General features: G+C 49.9%; 21 protein-coding genes. All 21 read right to left on the reverse strand.

Annotated features, from left to right (window positions below; all coding sequences use genetic code 11):
- Positions 1-33: 33 nt before the first annotated feature.
- On the reverse strand, positions 34-1,173 hold the full coding sequence (locus WFJ73_RS06350; RefSeq protein WP_336772244.1) for a 1-deoxy-D-xylulose-5-phosphate reductoisomerase: 1,140 nt from the start codon (positions 1,171-1,173) through the stop codon (positions 34-36).
- A 324-nt stretch (positions 1,174-1,497) separates the two neighbouring features.
- Positions 1,498-2,292: a phosphatidate cytidylyltransferase gene (locus WFJ73_RS06355; protein ID WP_336772245.1), complete on the reverse strand. Its 795-nt coding sequence runs from the start codon at positions 2,290-2,292 to the stop codon at positions 1,498-1,500.
- 26 nt (positions 2,293-2,318) lie between these two features.
- On the reverse strand, positions 2,319-3,083 hold the full coding sequence (locus WFJ73_RS06360; RefSeq protein ID WP_336772246.1) for an isoprenyl transferase: 765 nt from the start codon (positions 3,081-3,083) through the stop codon (positions 2,319-2,321).
- A gap of 65 nt (positions 3,084-3,148) precedes the next feature.
- Positions 3,149-3,703, reverse strand: a complete 555-nt coding sequence (gene frr / locus WFJ73_RS06365) for a ribosome recycling factor (protein ID WP_336772247.1) — start codon at positions 3,701-3,703, stop codon at positions 3,149-3,151.
- Positions 3,703-4,431 carry a UMP kinase gene (gene pyrH / locus WFJ73_RS06370; protein ID WP_015844996.1) on the reverse strand — a complete coding sequence of 243 codons (729 nt, stop codon included), beginning with the start codon at positions 4,429-4,431 and terminating at the stop codon, positions 3,703-3,705. Before pyrH ends, frr begins: the two co-directional genes overlap by 1 nt.
- Positions 4,432-4,529: 98 nt before the next feature.
- On the reverse strand, positions 4,530-5,180 hold the full coding sequence (tsf, locus tag WFJ73_RS06375; RefSeq protein WP_015844997.1) for a translation elongation factor Ts: 651 nt from the start codon (positions 5,178-5,180) through the stop codon (positions 4,530-4,532).
- Positions 5,181-5,284: 104 nt separating this feature from the next.
- Positions 5,285-5,983, reverse strand: a complete 699-nt coding sequence (gene rpsB / locus WFJ73_RS06380) for a 30S ribosomal protein S2 (RefSeq protein ID WP_015844998.1) — start codon at positions 5,981-5,983, stop codon at positions 5,285-5,287.
- Between the two features lie 188 nt (positions 5,984-6,171).
- The gene (locus WFJ73_RS06385) at positions 6,172-6,744 is read right to left on the reverse strand and encodes a hypothetical protein (RefSeq protein WP_336772248.1); all 573 of its coding nucleotides are present in this window, start codon (positions 6,742-6,744) and stop codon (positions 6,172-6,174) included.
- Entirely contained in the window at positions 6,737-7,291 is a 555-nt protein-coding gene (locus tag WFJ73_RS06390; protein WP_336772249.1) for a DUF6115 domain-containing protein, read from the reverse strand. The genes WFJ73_RS06385 and WFJ73_RS06390 overlap by 8 nt, the downstream gene beginning before the upstream one ends.
- A 27-nt stretch (positions 7,292-7,318) precedes the next feature.
- Positions 7,319-7,642: a hypothetical protein gene (locus tag WFJ73_RS06395; RefSeq protein ID WP_336772250.1), complete on the reverse strand. Its 324-nt coding sequence runs from the start codon at positions 7,640-7,642 to the stop codon at positions 7,319-7,321.
- A 14-nt stretch (positions 7,643-7,656) separates the two neighbouring features.
- Positions 7,657-9,060, reverse strand: a complete 1,404-nt coding sequence (locus WFJ73_RS06400; RefSeq protein WP_336772251.1) for a DUF342 domain-containing protein — start codon at positions 9,058-9,060, stop codon at positions 7,657-7,659.
- Positions 9,061-9,075: 15 nt separating this feature from the next.
- Complete coding sequence (locus WFJ73_RS06405; RefSeq protein ID WP_336772252.1) at positions 9,076-9,846, reverse strand: FliA/WhiG family RNA polymerase sigma factor; 771 nt, start codon at positions 9,844-9,846, stop codon at positions 9,076-9,078.
- A 5-nt stretch (positions 9,847-9,851) separates the two neighbouring features.
- Positions 9,852-10,283 (reverse strand): hypothetical protein, encoded by a 432-nt coding sequence (locus WFJ73_RS06410; RefSeq protein WP_336772253.1) that lies wholly within the window; start codon positions 10,281-10,283, stop codon positions 9,852-9,854.
- A 1-nt stretch (position 10,284) separates the two neighbouring features.
- Positions 10,285-10,779, reverse strand: a complete 495-nt coding sequence (locus WFJ73_RS06415; RefSeq protein ID WP_127495810.1) for a chemotaxis protein CheD — start codon at positions 10,777-10,779, stop codon at positions 10,285-10,287.
- Positions 10,776-11,363 (reverse strand): chemotaxis protein CheC, encoded by a 588-nt coding sequence (locus tag WFJ73_RS06420; RefSeq protein ID WP_442955935.1) that lies wholly within the window; start codon positions 11,361-11,363, stop codon positions 10,776-10,778. The genes WFJ73_RS06415 and WFJ73_RS06420 overlap by 4 nt, the downstream gene beginning before the upstream one ends.
- 35 nt (positions 11,364-11,398) lie before the next feature.
- Entirely contained in the window at positions 11,399-11,860 is a 462-nt protein-coding gene (locus WFJ73_RS06425) for a chemotaxis protein CheW (RefSeq protein WP_127495811.1), read from the reverse strand.
- A 13-nt stretch (positions 11,861-11,873) separates the two neighbouring features.
- Positions 11,874-13,943 carry a chemotaxis protein CheA gene (locus WFJ73_RS06430; protein ID WP_336772255.1) on the reverse strand — a complete coding sequence of 690 codons (2,070 nt, stop codon included), beginning with the start codon at positions 13,941-13,943 and terminating at the stop codon, positions 11,874-11,876.
- A 33-nt stretch (positions 13,944-13,976) separates the two neighbouring features.
- Positions 13,977-15,302 carry a protein-glutamate methylesterase/protein-glutamine glutaminase gene (locus tag WFJ73_RS06435; protein WP_336772256.1) on the reverse strand — a complete coding sequence of 442 codons (1,326 nt, stop codon included), beginning with the start codon at positions 15,300-15,302 and terminating at the stop codon, positions 13,977-13,979.
- Positions 15,303-15,330: 28 nt separating this feature from the next.
- Positions 15,331-16,203, reverse strand: coding sequence for a MinD/ParA family protein (locus WFJ73_RS06440; RefSeq protein WP_336772257.1), 873 nt, complete (start codon positions 16,201-16,203; stop codon positions 15,331-15,333).
- Positions 16,196-17,446, reverse strand: a complete 1,251-nt coding sequence (gene flhF, locus WFJ73_RS06445; RefSeq protein WP_336772258.1) for a flagellar biosynthesis protein FlhF — start codon at positions 17,444-17,446, stop codon at positions 16,196-16,198. The genes WFJ73_RS06440 and flhF overlap by 8 nt, the downstream gene beginning before the upstream one ends.
- Positions 17,443-19,476 carry a flagellar biosynthesis protein FlhA gene (gene flhA, locus WFJ73_RS06450; protein WP_336772259.1) on the reverse strand — a complete coding sequence of 678 codons (2,034 nt, stop codon included), beginning with the start codon at positions 19,474-19,476 and terminating at the stop codon, positions 17,443-17,445. The genes flhF and flhA overlap by 4 nt, the downstream gene beginning before the upstream one ends.
- Positions 19,477-19,485: the final 9 nt, after the last annotated feature.

Here is a 19,485-nt window from a genome sequence, read left to right on the forward strand (position 1 = left end):
ACGATACAAGAGAACCGCAGGTTACGGCAAAAGCTAGATGACTGAAGCCTCTTTACGAGCCCAAGCATCAATCTCCGCAATAGCCTGCAAATCATTTACTGCTGTTACCGAGTGGCGCTCGAGAACGCGCTCCAGCACTCGCTCAATACCCAAGAAATCAATCTCCCCGTTCAAAAAACGGGCTACCGCAACTTCATTGGCTGCATTAAACACCGTTGGCGCCGAATCGCCGGCTCGGCCGCAGTCAAAAGCAAGCTTGAGACAAGGGTATCTGGCAAAATCCATTTCGCGGAAATGCAGCTTCCCGATTGCCGCCAGATCGAGCCGGCCTGTCGGAGTTGGACGGCGGTTCGGATAAGTCAGCGCATACTGGATTGGCACCCGCATATCCGGCAAGCCCAATTGAGCGATTACGCTGTTGTCGCTGAATTCAACAAACGAATGGATAATGCTCTCCGGATGGATCAATACCTTGATCTGATCGTAGGTCACGTCAAACAGCCATCTTGCTTCGATGACCTCCAGCCCTTTGTTCACCATAGTGGCGGAATCGATCGTAATCTTCGCTCCCATGGACCAGTTCGGATGGTTCAATGCCTCGGCTACCGATACGCCTTCCAGCTGTTCACGCGTACGATCGCGGAACGACCCGCCCGATGCCGTCAGGGTAAGCTGTTGCAAAGCCTTAACATCCTCGCCGTTCAAGCATTGGAAAATCGCCGAGTGCTCGCTGTCCACCGGAATAATCGAGACGCCTTTTTGTCTGGCGCGCTCCATTACGATATGACCGGCGGTCACAAGCGTTTCTTTGTTCGCCAGCGCAATCGTTTTCCCCGCGTCGATAGCGGCAAGAGTTGCAGGAAGTCCACGGCTGCCAACAATCGCTGTTACAACAACATCGGCATCGTTATTCGCCGCGATTTCTACAAGCCCCTCCTCGCCATACAGGACTCGCGTGCCCGCAGGCAATTCAGGCTTAGCCTGCTCAGCCAACTCCTTGTTAGCCAAGCAAACCACCGAAGGCCGAAACTGCTTGGCCTGCTCAATCAGCAGCTGAAGGTTATTGCCCGCCGATAAGCCGACAACCTGATAGCGATCCGGATCATTGGCAATGACGTCAAGCGTCTGGGTGCCTATGGAACCGGTGGAGCCTAAAATGGTGATTTTTTTCATGGATTCCTCCTGGAACTCGTTTGATGCTGTTTTGCTCATGAAAAGCATTCGCTGCGCGAAAGTGTCATGCTTCCGATCGCTGTTGTCCTTGAATTTCTTATTCTCAATCCGCTTAGCGGTTGAAATTCCTGGACAAAGGCGAACACTCCGTTTCTCCACCACGACACTTTCGCTCCGCTCACACTAGAGCAAACACTTACTGGCACTCTTTCCAAGTCGGAATGCCAAAGAAAAAAAGATGGAGAGCGGGGAAAGCGTTATTAACATGTCGGAATCTCCGTGTTAAAAGTTATCCATAAGTGGATAATTCCACTCTCACTTTGTTTATGTAGGGATCAAGTCTGTCAAGATCAACAAAGGGAACACGATAATCCAACTGTCGAAACGGTCGAGAACACCGCCGTGGCCCGGCAAAATAGACCCGGAATCCTTGATGTTGCGAACGCGTTTGTAAGCCGATTGAATGAGATCGCCTAATTGACCGGCTACCGCAACGATAAGGCCGATCAGCAAGGACGTCCCGATGCCGATAATATGAGGAGCGCAGATCGCGAAAATAAGCGCTGCGATTACCGCAAGGACAACACCGCCGACAGAACCTTCAATTGTCTTGTTAGGGCTTATAGACGGCCACAGCTTGTGCTTACCCATCGCCCGCCCGACGAAATAAGCGCCTGCATCGGACGCAACGTTGCATGTAATAATAAGAAACGACCAGAAAATGCCGTGGTGATCAAGATCGCGAACGGCATTCATCGCGCTAAAGCCGTAACCTACATATAAAGCGCCTAACAACATAAGCGAGGCGCCGTCGATGGTTATTTTGTTTTTGGTGAATACCGTTACCGCCAGAAGCAAGAAAGCCAGCACCCATAGAACGGTAATCGAAGAAGGCGAATCTACGCCCATGAGCTTCCATGGCAAAACGAACATAAGCACGCCTGCATAACCAAGCAGGGACGCCGGTTCATTCCACGAGTGCCCGTTCATCTTCGTATATTCGTTAAATCCAAGCAAAGCAAGCAAGACTAGCGCAGCTGCATAAAACCATCCGCCGGCTAATAGCAGAGCAACAAATGCTGCGCCGGCAAGCAGTCCCCAAATGATTCTCTGTTTCAAGTGATGGTCACTCTCCGTTATCGATGCTATAAACCGCCGTATCGCCGGGCACGCCGCTGATATTCTTGAATGGCTTCCTGCAGATGAGCTTCATTAAACTCCGGCCAATAAACGTTCGTAAACCACATCTCGCTATAAGCTAGCTGCCATAACATGAAGTTACTCAGCCTGAGTTCTCCGCTCGTACGGATCAACAGATCGGGATCAGGAATGTCTCCGCTTAACAATCGGCTGGAGAGCAGCTGTTCGTCAATCTGCTCGGTCGATAAACGTCCGTCCTGTACATCGGCAGCAATTTCTTTGATCGCTTCAAGCATTTCCCTGCGACCGCCATAATTAAGAGCAAAATTGAGTACGAGTCCAGTATTATTAGCCGTTTTCGTAATAGCTTCTTCAACAGCGCTGAGCGTAAACGACGGCAGGTTTTCCTTATGCCCCATCATGCGAACTTGAACGTTTTTTTCAATGAGCTCTGCCAGCTCAATTTCCAAAAATTGCTGGGGAAGCTTCATCAGGAACTCAACTTCGTCTTTGGGCCGCTTCCAGTTTTCCGTGGAAAAAGCGTACAATGTCAAATATTTGACACCAAGACGATCTGCCTCCATCACGATCCGCTTCACCGTTTTCATACCGGTATGATGGCCGGCGATTCGTGGAAGTCCACGTTTCTTCGCCCAACGTCCGTTGCCGTCCATAATAATGGCGATATGCTTCGGGACATTGTCAGCTGCCAACGGTTCAGCCGCATTCGAGGACGATTTGCCAAGTTTAGCCCAAAGTCGACTGATCATGTTTGTTCCTCCCACCCGGAATTCAAAAAACCAAACCCCACCTGTCGGAGGGGCTGTAGGCGCAATTATACTTCCATAATCTCTTTCTCTTTAGCTACCAATACTTTATCAACTTCCGCGATGAAACGGTCCGTTGCTTTTTGGATGTCTTCTTGATGGCGACGGGATTCGTCCTCGGAAATCGTTGTTTTCTCAAGCTTCTTAATGTCGTCGTTCGCATCGCGACGGATGTTGCGGATAGCAACTTTCGCTTCTTCGCCAAACTTCTTCGTTGTTTTAACAAGCTCAGTACGACGCTCTTCCGTAAGCGGCGGCAAAGTGATGCGGATAGCTGAACCATCGTTGGATGGAGTAAGGCCAAGATCGGATTTCATAATCGCTTTCTCGATCGCTGCGATCGACGATTTGTCCCAAGGCTGGATGAACAGCGTGCGGGAATCCGGAATATTAATATTCGCTAATTGCGCAACGGGCGTAGGCGCCCCGTAATATTCAACTTGAACACGGTCGAGCAAAGCAGGCGTTGCCCGTCCTGCACGAAGTGTAGCCAGATCACGTTTCAAAGCACCGATTGCTTTCTCCATACGCTCTTCTGCATTTTTCTTAATTGCTTGCGGCATTATTTCGCACTTCCTCTCACAATAGTACCAATCTTCTCACCAAGCACGACTTTCTTAATATTCCCTTTTTCGGTAATCGCGAACACGACGAGCGGAATATTGTTATCCATGCAAAGCGACGATGCCGTCGAATCCATGACACCAAGGTTCTTGTTCAGTACTTCCATGTAAGTCAATTCTTCGTATTTCTCAGCTGTAGCATCTTTGAACGGGTCGGCGGAATAAACGCCGTCTACTTTGTTCTTAGCCATCAGGATGACTTCCGCTTCAATCTCGGCTGCGCGAAGAGCCGCCGTTGTATCGGTCGAGAAGAACGGATTGCCAGTACCGGCTGCGAAGATTACAACGCGGCCTTTCTCCAGGTGACGGATTGCGCGGCGTCTAATGTAAGGCTCCGCGATTTGCTGCATGGCGATCGAAGTTTGAACGCGAGTAGGCACTTCAATTTGCTCCAACGCATCTTGCAAAGCCAGAGAGTTCATTACGGTCGCCAGCATGCCCATATAGTCTGCTGTGGCACGGTCGATACCCTTAGCCGTACCTGCAATACCACGCCAGATGTTGCCGCCGCCTACAACGATAGCGACTTCAACACCGAGTGCAACTACTTCTTTAACTTGATCAGCGATTTCCGAAATGACCGAAGCTTCAATGCCGTAGCCTTGGTCTCCCGACAAAGATTCACCGCTAACTTTCAGAACAATTCTTTTGAAAACAGGCTGTCCCATCGTCCCTACCTCCATCTTGTACCTCGCGGGCGAGGTAACATCCTATTATTTAGAAAAAAAGAGCGGGGCGAACGCCCCGCCCCGCCTGTGCGTTCGGTTTACAGTTTTGCTTGAGCCATAACTTCTTCAACGAAGTTATCCACTTTTTTCTCCAAGCCTTCGCCCAGTTCGTAACGAACGAAACGACGGATCGAGATGTTTTCACCGATAGCGCTGATTTTCTCGTTCAGAAGAGCCGAGATTGTTTTGTCCGGATCTTTAACGAAGGATTGCTCCATCAAGCAGTACTCTTCGTAGTATTTCGAGATACGGCCGTCAACCATTTTCTCAACGATTTTTTCAGGTTTGCCTTCGTTCAGAGCTTGAGCTTTCAGAATCTCGCGCTCTTTTTCGATTTCCTCAGCCGGAACTTCTTCGCGTTTTACGAACTTAGGGTTCGCTGCAGCAATGTGCATTGCGATGTCGCGAGCGAAAGTACGGAATTGATCCGTTTTAGCTACGAAGTCAGTTTCGCAGTTGATTTCAACCAGAACGCCGATACGGCCGCCTGCATGGATATACGATTCAACTACGCCTTCGGTTGCAACACGGCCAGCTTTGTTAGCAGCCGCGGACAGACCTTTTTCACGAAGCAATTCAATTGCTTTTGTGATGTCGCCGTTTGTTTCGTCCAATGCTTTCTTGCAATCGAGCATACCTGCTCCAGTTCTTTCACGAAGTTCTTTTACTGCGCTTGCGGATACCGCCATGATTAGCCCTCCTGGAAATTCCATTTTTAGTTTTTACGTTCAAAAAAAGGGCGGTGAGAGGCTTTCACCTTCTGACCACCCTTTGTTGTAGCAATTATATCGGATTAAGCAGTTGTTTGCTCGCCTTGGTTAGCTTCCACGATAGCGTCAGCCATTTTGGACGTCAGCAATTTAACTGCGCGAATCGCGTCGTCATTGCCTGGAATTACATAGTCGATTTCGTCCGGATCGCAGTTTGTATCAACGATACCTACGATTGGGATACCGAGTTTGCGTGCTTCAGCAACAGCGATACGCTCTTTGCGAGGATCGATGATGAACAGCGCGCTAGGCAGGCCTTTCATGCCTTTGATGCCGCCGAGGAATTTTTCCAGACGGTCTTTTTCTTTGTTAAGAATGATAACTTCTTTTTTAGGCAGTACTTCGAAAGTACCGTCTTCCGACCATTTTTCGAGTTGACGCAGACGGTCAATACGTTTTTGGATCGTTTGGAAGTTAGTCAGCGTACCACCCAACCAACGTTGGTTGATGTAGAAGTTGCCGCAACGTTCAGCTTCTTCTTTAACCGAATCTTGAGCTTGTTTTTTCGTACCTACGAACAGCATAGTGCCGCCCTCAGCAGCTACAGAACGTACGAAGTTGTAAGCCTCTTCGACTTTCTTAACTGTTTTTTGCAGGTCGATAATGTAAATTCCGTTTCTTTCTGTGAAGATATAACGATCCATCTTAGGGTTCCAACGACGAGTTTGGTGACCGAAGTGTACCCCAGCTTCGAGAAGCTGTTTCATGGAAATAACCGCCATATTCAACACACCTCCTGTTATGGTTTTTGAGTAATTACCTCCGCCCATCGCATCTTCCGCTAAAACTTCCGGCGACCGGAAGCACCATTAGTGGAATTAATAGGCGTGTGTTTTTAACACCGTCAATTAATATAACATATCTGCCTACACGGTGCAACAGATGATTGTCGAAATTTTGCAGTTTGTCTCTAACCCTTCATTTGCTGCTCGAATTCCGATTTGGTAAGCGGTTGACTTGTCAAAATGCGAATGATGTCTGCAACCGTCGGATTCCCTTCAAAAATGAAATAGCCCGCACGGACAGGTTTATTTTTCATGGCTTTGATAAAAGCATCCTTGTCCGAGATCAGCTTCTGCTCAGACAGCAGCTCCGCGGTGTCCGTTAGGTTCATTCCGCCTGTAATGCGAACCTGCCTTTTAACCGCTGCTGCGGCTGGCTTCTCGGCAGCTGCTTCTTCGGCTTTCTTATCGTCATTCTTGCCGCTGTCAGCCGGCGGTTCCGATGCTTTGACAACCGGAGACTCCTCCGGCTTCTGCGCTGCCGGCTTCTCCGTTGTAACCGCATTCTGGCTAGCTTTATCCCTCTCCTCCGCAAGCTTCTCATCCAGCTCCGCCTGCGTGTACAGCTTGGGCTCCCCATCGTTAAATCCGTTCGAAAGCTTCTGCTGGCTTTCGTCCCCGATCTGCATCAGCTGCAGCAAAATAGCGCCGGCAATAATGCCGACACCTAATCCTGCAATAAAGGAGCGGTTCTTAAACATAAGCCTTCTCCTCCTGCTTGGCCAGCTGCAAGATAAGCTGAACTTCGCCTTTGTTCATACTAAGCTTTTTTGCGATGGCTTCGATAGACTTGCCTTGATTATATAAATCAAATAGATCTGGATAACGAAGCTGAATACCCGATGCGGGCTGCTCGGGCTCTTGCTCAACGAGTGGCTGCTCCTCTGCCGCCGGTGCTGCCTTAGCCATGCCGGAGACTGGCTTCGTTTGCGATGCCATCAATAGATCGTTTTGACGCTGCTGCTGAAGGAAAGCAAGCTGCTGCTCAAGCAGCAGGCATTTGTTCTCAAGCTCTGCCAACCGCTGTTTGCCTGCTTCCGACTGCTGTTTTCCCTCTTCCCGCAATACCGAAACAAGCTTTACCAGTTCTTGATGGTCCAGCTCCGTGTTCTCCATAAATTGCTCAAGCGCGATTTCCATGTTGCGCGTGTCCTTAGCTTCTTGTCCCTGCTGCTTTCTTGGCAGGAATAACGAAGCTACGGCTACAACCGCTCCCAGCAATACAATATAAGTCCAGTTTGACATCATTCACACCCTCTACAAACATAGCTGTTCTTATAACGATATATCCACGTGATGCCCTTTATAGGGATGTTCGGCCTTTTCCTCCGTCTTTCCGGTTTCCTCCTGTTCCTGCTTCTGCTGTCGCTTTGCAAGATAAGGATTGCCGTTCTGACGGTCCCGATTATTGCGAACATTCGTTCCGCCCGTCTGTTCAACGCCGGTATTCTTGCTGCGCAATTGTTCGGTTTGCTTGGATGCCAGTTCTGCCAATCGCGAAAGCTCCGCATTCGCCTTATGATTCGACTGGCTTTGTATTCCGCCCGCTTCCGGAGTACGCGGGATTGACCATTGCAAATCAATTGGCTTAAACGGCATTTACAAGCTCCTCTCTACGAGAAAGGTAATTGCACGATATCCCCGTCCGTATACCGGAAAGAAACACGCTGTACCGGATCTTTAATGAACCGCGTATAACGTCCGATTACAATCTTAATGCCGCCGTATACCGTATGGCTGATATCCACCTTCGCTTTATCGGTGTCCTCAAGCGTTTTCTCAATCTCCAGAATACGTTCTCTGATCTGGTCGATCTCTGCGGTTGTCTGGCGTCTTGTTGCTCCCAGCTTGATCCGCATGGCCATCTTCTGATCGTTTAACTGATCCATCGCAGCTTGCTGGTCAAGAATCGCTAATGCTTTCACCGTCTTGTCCATCGCATCCATATGCTTGCGAAGAGTGAGGCGCAGCTCCTGCAGCTCGGAACGGGACTCTGGCTGTACTCCCACTTCAATAGTGGTCGCTGTTGACATCGTATTGCCGATCACGCGTGCCGACACTTGCTCTACCGCTTGAATGGAACCGCCTACAATCAATCCTTTTGAACCTTGACAAATAACATTGCGGCCAGCGCGAACATGAGAATGCATAATGCTCTGAGACACCAAAACATCCTCGCCGGCAATAACATTGCTGTCTTGGATGAAGGAGCTTTTTACGTTTTTTTGCGCTTTGACGTAGCCTTTGTTGCCTGCCATGATTCCGCCCGTGATTTCTATCGAGCCCTCGGACTCCAGCTCGGCGCCTTCAACACCGCCTATAACGCGAATATCACCGGAAGCCTTTACCCGAAACCCGCTGAGAACATTCCCGCGAATGACCACCGTTCCGACAAAATCGATGTTGCCGACTCTATAATCAACGTCTCCGTTAACTTCATACACCGGGAAAACGTTTACTTTCTCTTTGTCAGTAATCGTAATTAGACCGTCAATTAAGGCATACATGGCTGTTTGGTTCTCGTTGACCACAACGTTTTTTCCCACTTTAAACCTAGCCTGTTTGCCTTGCTTGGCAGGAATCTCGTCGCCGGTTACCATCATGCCGGGCGAACCAAAAAGAGCATCGACCCGTTCTGCAATTAATTGACCGCGCTTTACGTTTTTTAGCCGGGAAACTTCTTTGAAATCCACCTTGCCGTCTTCCAGCTCTGCAGGACGCTGGTTCTGATCCTGCATGTCATAAGCAAAACGGATAGATCCGTCCTTACCTGGCGAAGCCGGATTACCAACAGCGATTAATGTTTGCTCTTTGCAATACGCAAGTGTATTGGTGCAAATTTCATTTAACAGACTTGTTCGTATCCCATATACAACGCCCTTGCTGCGTACAAATCGTTCCAATTGACCGGGAGTACAGTCGAAATCCTCGGTGATCCGGTTAAAGGTCAGTAAAGCAGACAGCTTGTCAGCTGATATCTGGATACGCAAGTAAGATTCCAATAAATGGTCTTCCACCTTGCCTACTCCCTTCTAATGCTGCAGTAATTGATCTTTATGCTTTGCTAATGCCCCTCTTAGCCGTAATATAGCTTTTGAATGCAGCTGGGAAATTCTTGACGGGGATAATGACATCACTTCCGCGATCTCGCTTAACGATAATTCTTCATAATAAAAGAGCGAGATAACGGTGCGTTCCTTCTCCGTTAATTTCTCAATGCCGCTAATAAGAGAGTCCTTGAGGAAAAACTCATGCGCTTTATGATCCGGATTTTTGGCCCGTTCGTCAATAAGCAGCGAAAGTCTTGTCTCCGACTCTTCTTCACGAATCGGATCCTCCAGCGAGCATACCGTGGTAATCGCAATCTCATGAAGCATCGTGGTAAATTCCTTCTCGCTGACATTCAAATATTCGCTGATCTCCGCGTCTGAGACGGAACGCAAGTATTTCTGCTCCAGGCTTTGATAAGCTTCTTCAATGCGCTTCGCCTTCTCGCGTACCGAACGAGGCACCCAGTCACCCTGGCGAAGACCGTCGATAATCGATCCGCGGATTCTCCAGGATGCGTAGGTTTCAAACTGTAAGCCGCGACAGTAATCGAATTTCTCGATCGCATCGATAAGTCCCATGACTCCGTTGCTGGCGAGATCATCCTTAAGAACATTTTTAGGCAATCCAATCGCCATGCGGTTCGTTACATAATCGACCAAAGGCAAGAATTGCTCGATAAGACGCTTCTTGGCTTCAAGATCGCCTTCCTCTTTCCACGCCCGCCACAAATCCAGATTCGCAGTCGCAATCATGTCACTCACCCTCCAGTCAGATGACGAATGGCCTTAGCCAATTCCTCAGGCTCTTTATTCTGTGTTGATACCAGCTTTGGCGGCGTTAACGGCTTAAACTGACTTTGTTGTTCCAGATGTTGTACTTCCTGAGTCTTATGGCCGTCCAACTGTGATTTGAGCAGTTGATTCAGGTCTTCGCTCTCATCGGGAGTTTGGAGATCCAGCTGCGTTCCTTTTCCTTCTTCTCCGGCAGTCTCAGCTTGATGCATCACTGGCGGACGAAGGATAAAGGAAAGTATAAACCGCATTACAAATGCAATCGCAACAAAGGCGATGAAAGCATACATGCTGCGCATCAGCATGACAGACAGCGGGTTTTTACCAATCGAAAATAATAAGGTTAATACCGCGCCAACAATCCCCAAGCCGACATTCCATCGCCAATTTCCAACCATTTCAAATCTCCTTTATTCCAAACTGCACGCTTCTTATTGTCAATACACCGCTGCTGCTATCGATTTCAATCGTGCGGCCATAATTCCCGCCTGTATCCTGTCCCATCAAGGGGATTGAATAGTTCGCGAGAATTTCCAAACAGGATTCTACATTCCGGGGTCCGATTCGCATGGAATCCGATTGGCCCGAGAAGGCAAACATTTGCGCTCCTCCGGCCATTTTTGCTGCTAGACGTCCGATAACGGCGCCTTCTGCTTTCATCTGCCCAATAAGCTCGGGAATTGCCGTATCCGCATATTTGGCAATATTCATGGTCGACTCTCTGGCAATTTCCGAAGATGGCAGCATAACATGCGCCATCCCCGCAATTCGTGCAACAGGATCGTATAACGTCAGTCCGACACAAGAGCCTAGTCCTGTTGTCCTCAGATGTGCTCCGTCCGCAGCCCATTTTAAATCTGCCATGCCGACCTTGATCACATCTTGTTGGATCATTCGGTCAGTACTCCCAAGGATTGAAATATTTTTGTGAAGGAATCCGGGTCCGGTATAAGGAAGAAATGTCCCTCCAGCTCTTCTCGATCTTCAAGGAACGTTGTTTCAATAAGCAGGGCGGAATCTCCCATTTCGCCGTATTGCATGAGTCCGTAGCTCAAAATAGGACCTGCCATATCTCTGGCAACGGAAGGCACGGAAGGCGCCATGGATAAATGCGTGAAATCAGCAAGGGAAGATAAATAGGATCCCGCCAAAATGTTGCCGATCTCGCAAAGGGCGGACATCTCCATCTCCGAGTAGCTGCCTGTTGAATCGTAATCCGAGGACAGAAGCTGTCCCAATAAACGCTTCGCGGCATCCTCCTGGATGATGAAAAACATATTGCCGGGCGCTTCCCCTTCTACCCGAAGATATACGGCAATGACAACCTGCTCCGAGCCGCCGACTCGTTCTGCTACTTCTTCAAAGGGCAGCAGGCTGACCTTTGGAACCGCCATGTCTACAGGCTTGTCCAGAAGGCGGGATAACGCGGTTGCCGCATTACCCGCCCCGATATTGCCTACTTCCTTCAGAACATCCATTTCAAACGCTTTGAACCGGTTAAAGGCGTCCACTCCTACACCTCTAACTGCTCGAGCTGAATGATCTCGCTTTTGTTCAGCACTTCGGACAGGTTCAGCATAATAAGCAGCCGGTTATCTCCGAACTTCGCAATACCTCTCAAATATTTCGCTTTAATGCCGCCAACAATCTCTGGTGGCGAATCGATTGTGTCGGCGTCGATATCCACTACGTCATTGGCGGAATCAACGATAAAGCCAACTTCCATTTCGTTTACCGCAACCACAATGATCCGGCTGTTCTCCGTTGTTGCCGACTCTTCCAAGCCAAAACGGCCGCGAAGGTCGATAACGGGAACAACGATACCGCGAAGATTAATAACTCCTTTAATGAAGGAAGGAGTTTTCGGCACGCGCGTAATTGGGGATAAACGCTCGATTGTACGGACTTTATCCACCTCAATGCCATATTCCTCATGTGCCAGCGAAAATACGATTACTTTTAATTCTTCTCCCATCGTTAAGCCCTCCCTATTTGATAAGTGCGTTAGGATCAATGATGAGCGCCACTTGGCCATCGCCAAGAATGGTCGCACCGGATATAGCTTCAATATTGGTTAAATATTTGCCTAGCGATTTCAATACAATCTCGCTTTGTCCAATAAACTCGTCAACGGTAATCGCCGCCCATTTATCCCCTTTTCGGATAACGACAATTTCGGTCTCCGACTCGCTTTGCTCGTTAAAATCGGGCGAATCGAGTACTTTGCTTAAAGAAACCAATGGAATTACCGCATTTCGGAAATGAATCATCCGGTTTCCGTGTACGTTAAGGATCTGATCCTTCTGGATAATGCCGGTTTCCACGATAGACGTAAGCGGAATCGCGTATTTCTCAGAACCTAGCTTGATAAGCATCGCCGAAATAATAGATAGAGTCAGAGGCAATTGAACGGCAAACTTCGTTCCGCGCCCAAGCGCGGAATCTACCGTTACATTGCCGCCAAGCGAAGTGATCTTGGATCTAACGACATCAAGGCCAACACCGCGGCCGGAAATATCGGAGATTTTATCGGCCGTGCTGAAACCGGGAGCAAATATCAACATGTTGATATCTTCGTCAGAAAGCTGCTTTGCCTGATCTTCGGTCACAACGCCGTTCTTGATCGCCGTTTTTAGAACCTTCTCGCGGTTTATGCCTCTGCCGTCTTCTTCAACCTCGATAAAGACATGATTGCCGCTATGATAGGCGCGCAGGTTAATCGTTCCAGTCTCCTGCTTGCCCGCTGCGATACGTTCTTGGGTGGTTTCAATGCCATGGTCCACCGAGTTGCGGAGCAAGTGAACAAGCGGGTCGCCAATCTCGTCAATGACTGTGCGGTCAAGCTCTGTATCAGCGCCCGTAATAACCAGATCAATTTTCTTGTCGAGTGATTTAGCCAAGTCGCGGATCATGCGCGGGAACCGGTTAAATACCGAATCTACCGGAACCATCCTCAGCTTCAGGACAATATTTTGCAGATCGGAGCTGACGCGGGTCATATGCTCGACGGTCTCTGTCAGGTCGTTGCGGCGGATCTCGCTGGAAAGCTGCTCCAGCCTTACACGATCGATCAGCAGCTCGCTGAACAGGTTCATCAGAGCATCCAGACGATCGATATCAACTCGGATCGTTCTGGATACGGCGGCAGGCGCAGAGGAAGCCGCCGCCTGCGTGCGTGCTGCGCTAACCTGCTTGCCCGCTTCTTCCTTCGCAGCTTCCGATTGTGGCTCGGCTTGTGCAGGTACCGCTGCCGGAGCCTGCTCCTTGGCTGCCGCATTATTCAGCATCGCGAGCGACTCAAGATCCAGCAACGCTACAGATACCTTCTCGATCTCGGAGATTGCTGCAATTTGAGCTTCCAGCTCTTGCTGGGATAAGGTTGAGATGGCAAACACGGAGAAGGAACGGTCGAATTTCTCCTGCTCCAAATCGGTTACGGAAGGCTCGGATTTTACGATGTCGCCGTTCTTGCCCAGCAGGTCGAATACCATATAGGCACGCACGCCTTTTAATACGCAATCTTCCCGGATTTCCACCTCGATATAGTAGACGTTATGTCCGCTATCGATAGATTGCTGGATAACCGAGGTCTGGAACTCATCCAGAATTCCGCCGGTTTGTTGCACGGATGCGGAAGGAGCAGACGATGCAGCCGTAAAAGCTCCAGCGGTTTTGTAGTCCCCTTTGACGATGGACTGCAACGAAGCCACAATCGCGGTTACATCCGCTTTGCCCGTTCCGCCGCCTACGATATCCTGAACCATGGACTCGAGCGCATCCAGCCCCTTGAACAAGGTATCGAAAATAAATTCATCCATCTTCAGCTTGCTGTTACGTACTAGATCAAGCACGTTTTCCATCTCATGCGTCAGCGAGGCAAGATCTTCATACCCCATCGTTGCAGACATCCCTTTTAGGGTGTGGGCAGAGCGGAAAATTGACTGGACGATCGTCAGATCCTCCGGCTCGCTCTCCAGGCGAAGCAAATTTTCGTTCAAAGCTTGCAGGTGATCATTGGATTCATCGATAAACATCGATAAGTAGGCGTTCATATCCATTTTGTTGCACCTCCTGATAGGACTTTATATCATCTATAATCCTTTCAAAACCGCATGCTGCAGCTCGGCAGCAATCTGCTGCAGCGGCAGAACCGTCTTCACGCAGCCGGTCTCTATCGCGCTGCGCGGCATTCCATAAACGACGCAGGTCTGTTCGGATTCGGCAATCGCCGATTCCGCGCCGCTGTCGACTAGAGCCTTCATCCCTTTGGCTCCGTCGCTTCCCATTCCCGTCATGATGACGGCGTGACGTTTCAACTCGTCAAACGGGGTTAATGATTCGAACAGAACATCAACCGAAGGACGATGTCCGTTGCACGGCGGCTCCTGCGTTAGCTGGACATAATAGCCGCTCTGATCCTTCGCTAGTTCCATGTGATGGCCGCCAGGGGCGATATAGACAACCCCGGCCTTCAACCGGTCACCCTGCGAAGCCTCCACAACCTCAAGCTCACTAAAGCTGTCCAAACGCTGGGCAAGCGACTTTGTAAACTTGGGGGGCATATGCTGGACAACCAGCACAGGTGCTGCCAGCTGGGCCGGGAGCGAAGTGATTACTTCATGCAAAGCGCGTGGACCGCCAGTCGAGGTTCCGATAGCGATTAATTGGTCAAAGCCGTCCGCGCGTATATACCGCTTCCGTTCTTTGTTCTCCTCCAGTGCCGCTGCGACTGGAGCAACCGGCATAATCGGGGCCGAGCCATTTGGTCTGCCGCCTCCATCTGTTAATGGCTTAACCGGATTCCTCGGACCGCCCGTTGGTTTGATTTTCTTCTCTAAAGCCGGGGCAGATGCATCTCTAGCTTCTGCCTGTTGCTCCGGCTGCAACAGCCCACGCTTTCGGTTGTTCCCTTCTTCCACCGATTTCGCGGGCTGTGCAAGCTGTGACTGTTCGGGCTTGTCCCGTTTAATGGAAGCTTTCTTCTTATCCGTGTCCATTACAGCGGTAGAATACCTTCTTGTCAGGACCGCAATTCTCAGCTTCTCAAGCAACAGCTCCCCGACCCGGACAATATCATTGGAGAAAGCGCCCATCGGCTTGCGGATAAAGTCAAAAGCCCCTAGCTGCAGTGCCTTAATGGTCTCTCTCGTGTTCTCTTCACTGATGCCGGATAACATGATCACGGGTGTCGGCTGTTCGATCATGATCCGCTGCAAGGCGTCGAGCCCGTTAAGCTCTGGCATCTCAAGATCCAAGGTGACAGCATCAGGCTTCCACTTTTTAACGGCCTCAATGGCTTCAATGCCGTTACAAGCGGTTGCCACAATTGTAAATTGGGGGTCCTGAACGATCAGATCGCTGAATATTTTTCTCATGAAAGGCGAATCGTCCACGACCAGCACGCGATAAGGAGCCATCCTGTTCCCCCCTCTTATGTATGTAGAATTACCGGTTAAACCTAAACATCTTATGTATGAATCCTCTTACTCCAGCTGCAGCGGTTTGCTCCGGAATGGACATCTCCAAGTATCGGCGTGCAATTTCGTCAATTCCTTTTGATGCATCGCTTCCGGGAAAAGCAACGGTAAACGGCGTTTGCCGCTTTACGGCTTTCGTGACATTCGGATCATCCAGGATTACGCCCAATGTCGGAAGTTCGGCATGAAGGAATCTTCTTGCTACAAGATTAATTTTGTCCGCAGTCTGAATGCCTTCCTTGCGATCTGTAGCACGGTTAATAATGAGCTTAAATGCGGCGTTGATTCCCATCGACTTGACCATCTTTACCAGAGCGTAGGCATCGGTAATCGCTGTTGGCTCCGGCGTTGTCACAACAAAGGTTTCTTCCGCCGCAGAGATAAACTTGACGGTTTCCTTCGACAAGCCCGCTCCCGTATCAAAGAGAATAAAATCATATTCCCCTTGCAGCTTGCCGATCTGTTCCGAGAACCAGTCCAGCTGCTCCGCGGTTAAGTCAAGAAGATCCCGAAACCCTGAGCCGCCGGCTATGAAATGTACCCCTGACGGTCCAATCTGGATAATATCCCAGATGGTTTTATCCTGCTTGAACAAATGATAGAGGTGATAGGAAGAGCTAACCCCCATAAGGACATCGATATTGGCCATGCCGATATCCGCGTCAAATACGAGAACTTTTTTCCCCAGGCGTTGCAGCGAAATAGCAAAGTTCAGGCTGAAGTTGGATTTGCCTACTCCTCCCTTCCCGCTCGTGATCGTTACGATGCGGGTAGGACGGGCAGTCTCCTGACCCATCCTCATCTTCACCATGTTGCGAAGCGCCTCCGCTTGATCATTCATCGGCAGGAGCCCCCAGCAGCGCATCAATATATCGCTCCGCGTTAAATGGGGCAATATCGTCAGGCACGGTCTGGCCGCTAGCAACAAACACCGGCTGCAATTCATTTTGCAGAGCCAGGTTTAGGATCGATCCGTACACCGACGTTTCATCCAGCTTAGTGAACAGCACCTTGCGTACTCCATATTTCACAAAATTGTCCGCCACCGCCATCATGTCTTGGGTTTTGCCGGTCAAGCTCAGCACCAACACGGTCTCGCTCTCTTCGCTGGACTGCAGGAGACTATTAACTTCGGATACATGAAGCTCATTGCGGAAATTCCGGCCTGCCGTATCCATGTAAATCAGCTCACGGTCTTCCAGCTGCTTGAAGGCTTTAGGCAAATCCATCGGCGAGAACACAACTTCCATTGGCACGTTCAGAATATTCGCGTAGGTTCGCAGCTGATCGACTGCCGCAATTCGGTAAGTATCCGAAGTAATTAACCCAATCTGCCGCCCGAACTTGATCGATTGTCCCGCTGCCAGCTTTGCGATTGTTGTGGTTTTGCCCACACCTGTCGGTCCGACAAAATGAACGATTCTTGCCGATTCGCTTATGGATTGGTGACTGTACGGAATCAGCCATTCCAACAGCAGCTCCCGGGCAATTCGCCAAGTCTCCGCCTCGTCCGGCATATCCTTTTGGTCTGCAAGCTTCTCGTTAACCGCGTCTATTAACCGGTCTATCAGTTCCGGCTCCACTTCCTGTTGGACCAAACGCCCATACAAGGATTGTATAGCTAGCGGCCGTTCCATCTCCGGCTTATGCATCGACAGCTGCTTCAAAGATTGCTTGATAAACCGGATCTCCTCTAGCAGATCATCGTTAATTCGATTTATCGACTGCGACGGAGGCGAAGCCGGCACAACTGGCGGAGGCGGCTGAACGACCGTCACAGGTACGGGGGCCGGAGGTTCAAGAACCGCCGTACCCGTAGCTGCTTGTCTTTTCGACTCTTGAATCGCATGAACAACCCGCTGGACTTCTGCTGCCGCTTTTTTCGGCTGGGTTGCTGCAGTTGGCGCGGCTGCTCCCGACTCGATTGCAGCTATCACCTCCATCTTTTTCTTCCGGAACATCCCCATAAATCCGCCGATCCGGACTTCCTTCGTATTCAGGATGACCGCATCTTTGCCAAGCTCGCTCCGAATCATTGGCAGGGCTTCCGGCAAGGCGTTCACCACATAACGTTTTACTCTCATAAATTCACCACCCCTACGCTTTGAACTTCAATGTTAGGCTCAAGCTCGCTATACGACAGTACCGGTACATCCTGCATGGTCCGTTCAACGATTTGTCTCAGATACATGCGAATGGTAGGCGAAGTCAGTACAACGGGATGTTGGCCGGATTGAATTTGGCGCGACACTTGCTCATTGAGCTTCTGATAGATTTGCTGCGTTGCGACAGGATCAAGCGCAATATAGCTTCCCTGGTCCGTCTGCTGAACCGACTCCGCGATTTTCTTCTCAAGCGCTGGACCTACGGTGATAACCCTTAGCATATTCCCCGTTGAAGTGAACTGCTGCGTAATCTGCCTCGACAACGCTTGTCGGGCATATTCCGTAAGTATGTCCGGGTCCTTCGTATAATGGGCTTGATCCGCTAGCGATTCAAAGATCGTAACCAGATCCCGGATCGACACTTTTTCACGCAGAAGCTTGGCCAGCACCTTTTGCAAATCGCCAATCGATAATATGGAAGGAATAAGTTCTTCGATAAGTGCCGGGTACGACTCTTTTACATTTTCAACAAGAGCTTTGGTTTCTTGACGGCCAATCAGCTCATGCGCATGGCGCTTGATAATTTCCGTCAAATGCGTTGCCACAACGGAAGGCGGATCTACAACGGTATATCCGGAGATTTCCGCTCTCTCCTTCATGGCTTCATCGATCCAGAGCGCCGGAAGTCCAAACGCCGGTTCCGTCGTTTCGATTCCGATAACAGATTCGTCTTCGAAGCCCGGGCTCATCGCAAGATAATGGTTAAGCAGCAATTCGCCGCGAGCAACGATATTCCCCTTAATCTTGATGACATATTCATTGGGCTTGAGCTGAATGTTATCGCGTATCCGGATGACCGGTACCACAAGTCCAAGCTCCAAGGCGCATTGCCTGCGGATCATAATAATCCGGTCAAGCAAGTCTCCACCCTGCTGCGTATCCGCCAGTGGAATTAGGCCATAGCCGAATTCGAACTCGATCGGATCAACCTGCAGCAAGCTGATAACACTTTCGGGACTTCGCACCTCTTCGATCTGCTGCTCCTCCTCCAAAAGCTCTTCCTGCTGCATTTGCTTGGCAATGGATTGCTGCATTTTCCAGGCTCCGAACAGGAGCAAGGCGGCAAAAGGAATCGTACGCAGAATGCCGATTGGCGTGAATACGCCGAGCAAAGTGATTGTTCCTGCCACGATATAAAGCAGCTTCGGATATTTCAGGAGCTGCGTTGTAACGTCCTGCGCGAAGTTTCCGTCCGATGCGGCACGGGTTACAATGAGGCCTGCTGCCGTGGAAATAAGCAAAGCTGGAATCTGGCTGACCAGACCGTCACCAATCGTAAGAATCGAGTAGGTTTGCAGAGCATCGCTAAAGCTGTCTCCGTGAATGGCCATCCCGATAATGAAACCGCCAATGAGGTTAATAAGCAAGATAATAATAGAAGCAATGGCATCGCCTTTGACGAATTTACTTGCACCGTCCATGGAGCCGTAAAAGTCCGCTTCTCTTTCGATTTTCGAGCGGCGCTCACGCGCCTGCTGTTCATTAATCAGTCCCGCGTTCAGGTCGGCATCGATACTCATTTGCTTGCCGGGCATCGCGTCGAGCGTAAATCTGGCTGCAACCTCCGCTACCCGCTCCGAACCTTTCGTAATAACGATGAACTGTACAACGACCAGGATGAGAAATACGACGAAGCCAATCGCAATTTGCCCTCCGCCTACCCAGGATCCAAACGTCTGTACAACCTCGCCTGCATGGCCGTGCGACAAGATATTGCGTGTTGTCGAGACGTTAAGCGCAAGCCGGAATAAGGTCGTAACTAGCAGGATTGCAGGGAAGATGGAGAAGTCGAGAGCTTCCTTCGTATTCATCGCAATCAGCAGAATCATGAGCGCGATCGAAATGTTCAGGATGAGCAAAATATCCAGCAGCAGTGTTGGTATAGGGATGACCATCATGAGTACGATGCCGATAATCCCAGCTAAGATAGCAATATCTTTCACTTTCATGATGTTGTC

Source organism: Paenibacillus sp. MMO-58 (assembly GCF_037146255.1).
In the GTDB taxonomy this organism is placed as follows: Bacteria; Bacillota; Bacilli; order Paenibacillales; family Paenibacillaceae; genus Pristimantibacillus.

What these genes read in the sequence shown, in the direction of transcription:
- WFJ73_RS06425 (WP_127495811.1), bottom strand. Translation starts at nt 11,860, where the DNA reads ATGGGAGAAGAATTAAAAGTAATCGTATTTTCGCTGGCACATGAGGAA.
- WFJ73_RS06430 (WP_336772255.1), bottom strand. Translation starts at nt 13,943, where the DNA reads ATGGATATGAACGCCTACTTATCGATGTTTATCGATGAATCCAATGAT.
- WFJ73_RS06360 (WP_336772246.1), bottom strand. Translation starts at nt 3,083, where the DNA reads ATGATCAGTCGACTTTGGGCTAAACTTGGCAAATCGTCCTCGAATGCG.
- flhA (WP_336772259.1), bottom strand. Translation starts at nt 19,476, where the DNA reads ATGAAAGTGAAAGATATTGCTATCTTAGCTGGGATTATCGGCATCGTA.
- tsf (WP_015844997.1), bottom strand. Translation starts at nt 5,180, where the DNA reads ATGGCGGTATCCGCAAGCGCAGTAAAAGAACTTCGTGAAAGAACTGGA.
- WFJ73_RS06405 (WP_336772252.1), bottom strand. Translation starts at nt 9,846, where the DNA reads ATGATTGCGACTGCGAATCTGGATTTGTGGCGGGCGTGGAAAGAGGAA.
- frr (WP_336772247.1), bottom strand. Translation starts at nt 3,703, where the DNA reads ATGCCGCAAGCAATTAAGAAAAATGCAGAAGAGCGTATGGAGAAAGCA.
- WFJ73_RS06350 (WP_336772244.1), bottom strand. Translation starts at nt 1,173, where the DNA reads ATGAAAAAAATCACCATTTTAGGCTCCACCGGTTCCATAGGCACCCAG.
- flhF (WP_336772258.1), bottom strand. Translation starts at nt 17,446, where the DNA reads ATGAGAGTAAAACGTTATGTGGTGAACGCCTTGCCGGAAGCCCTGCCA.
- WFJ73_RS06440 (WP_336772257.1), bottom strand. Translation starts at nt 16,203, where the DNA reads ATGAATGATCAAGCGGAGGCGCTTCGCAACATGGTGAAGATGAGGATG.
- WFJ73_RS06410 (WP_336772253.1), bottom strand. Translation starts at nt 10,283, where the DNA reads ATGGTTGGAAATTGGCGATGGAATGTCGGCTTGGGGATTGTTGGCGCG.
- WFJ73_RS06415 (WP_127495810.1), bottom strand. Translation starts at nt 10,779, where the DNA reads ATGATCCAACAAGATGTGATCAAGGTCGGCATGGCAGATTTAAAATGG.
- WFJ73_RS06390 (WP_336772249.1), bottom strand. Translation starts at nt 7,291, where the DNA reads ATGATGTCAAACTGGACTTATATTGTATTGCTGGGAGCGGTTGTAGCC.
- WFJ73_RS06385 (WP_336772248.1), bottom strand. Translation starts at nt 6,744, where the DNA reads ATGTTTAAGAACCGCTCCTTTATTGCAGGATTAGGTGTCGGCATTATT.
- rpsB (WP_015844998.1), bottom strand. Translation starts at nt 5,983, where the DNA reads ATGGCGGTTATTTCCATGAAACAGCTTCTCGAAGCTGGGGTACACTTC.
- pyrH (WP_015844996.1), bottom strand. Translation starts at nt 4,431, where the DNA reads ATGGGACAGCCTGTTTTCAAAAGAATTGTTCTGAAAGTTAGCGGTGAA.
- WFJ73_RS06435 (WP_336772256.1), bottom strand. Translation starts at nt 15,302, where the DNA reads ATGGCTCCTTATCGCGTGCTGGTCGTGGACGATTCGCCTTTCATGAGA.
- WFJ73_RS06395 (WP_336772250.1), bottom strand. Translation starts at nt 7,642, where the DNA reads ATGCCGTTTAAGCCAATTGATTTGCAATGGTCAATCCCGCGTACTCCG.
- WFJ73_RS06420 (WP_442955935.1), bottom strand. Translation starts at nt 11,363, where the DNA reads ATGGATGTTCTGAAGGAAGTAGGCAATATCGGGGCGGGTAATGCGGCA.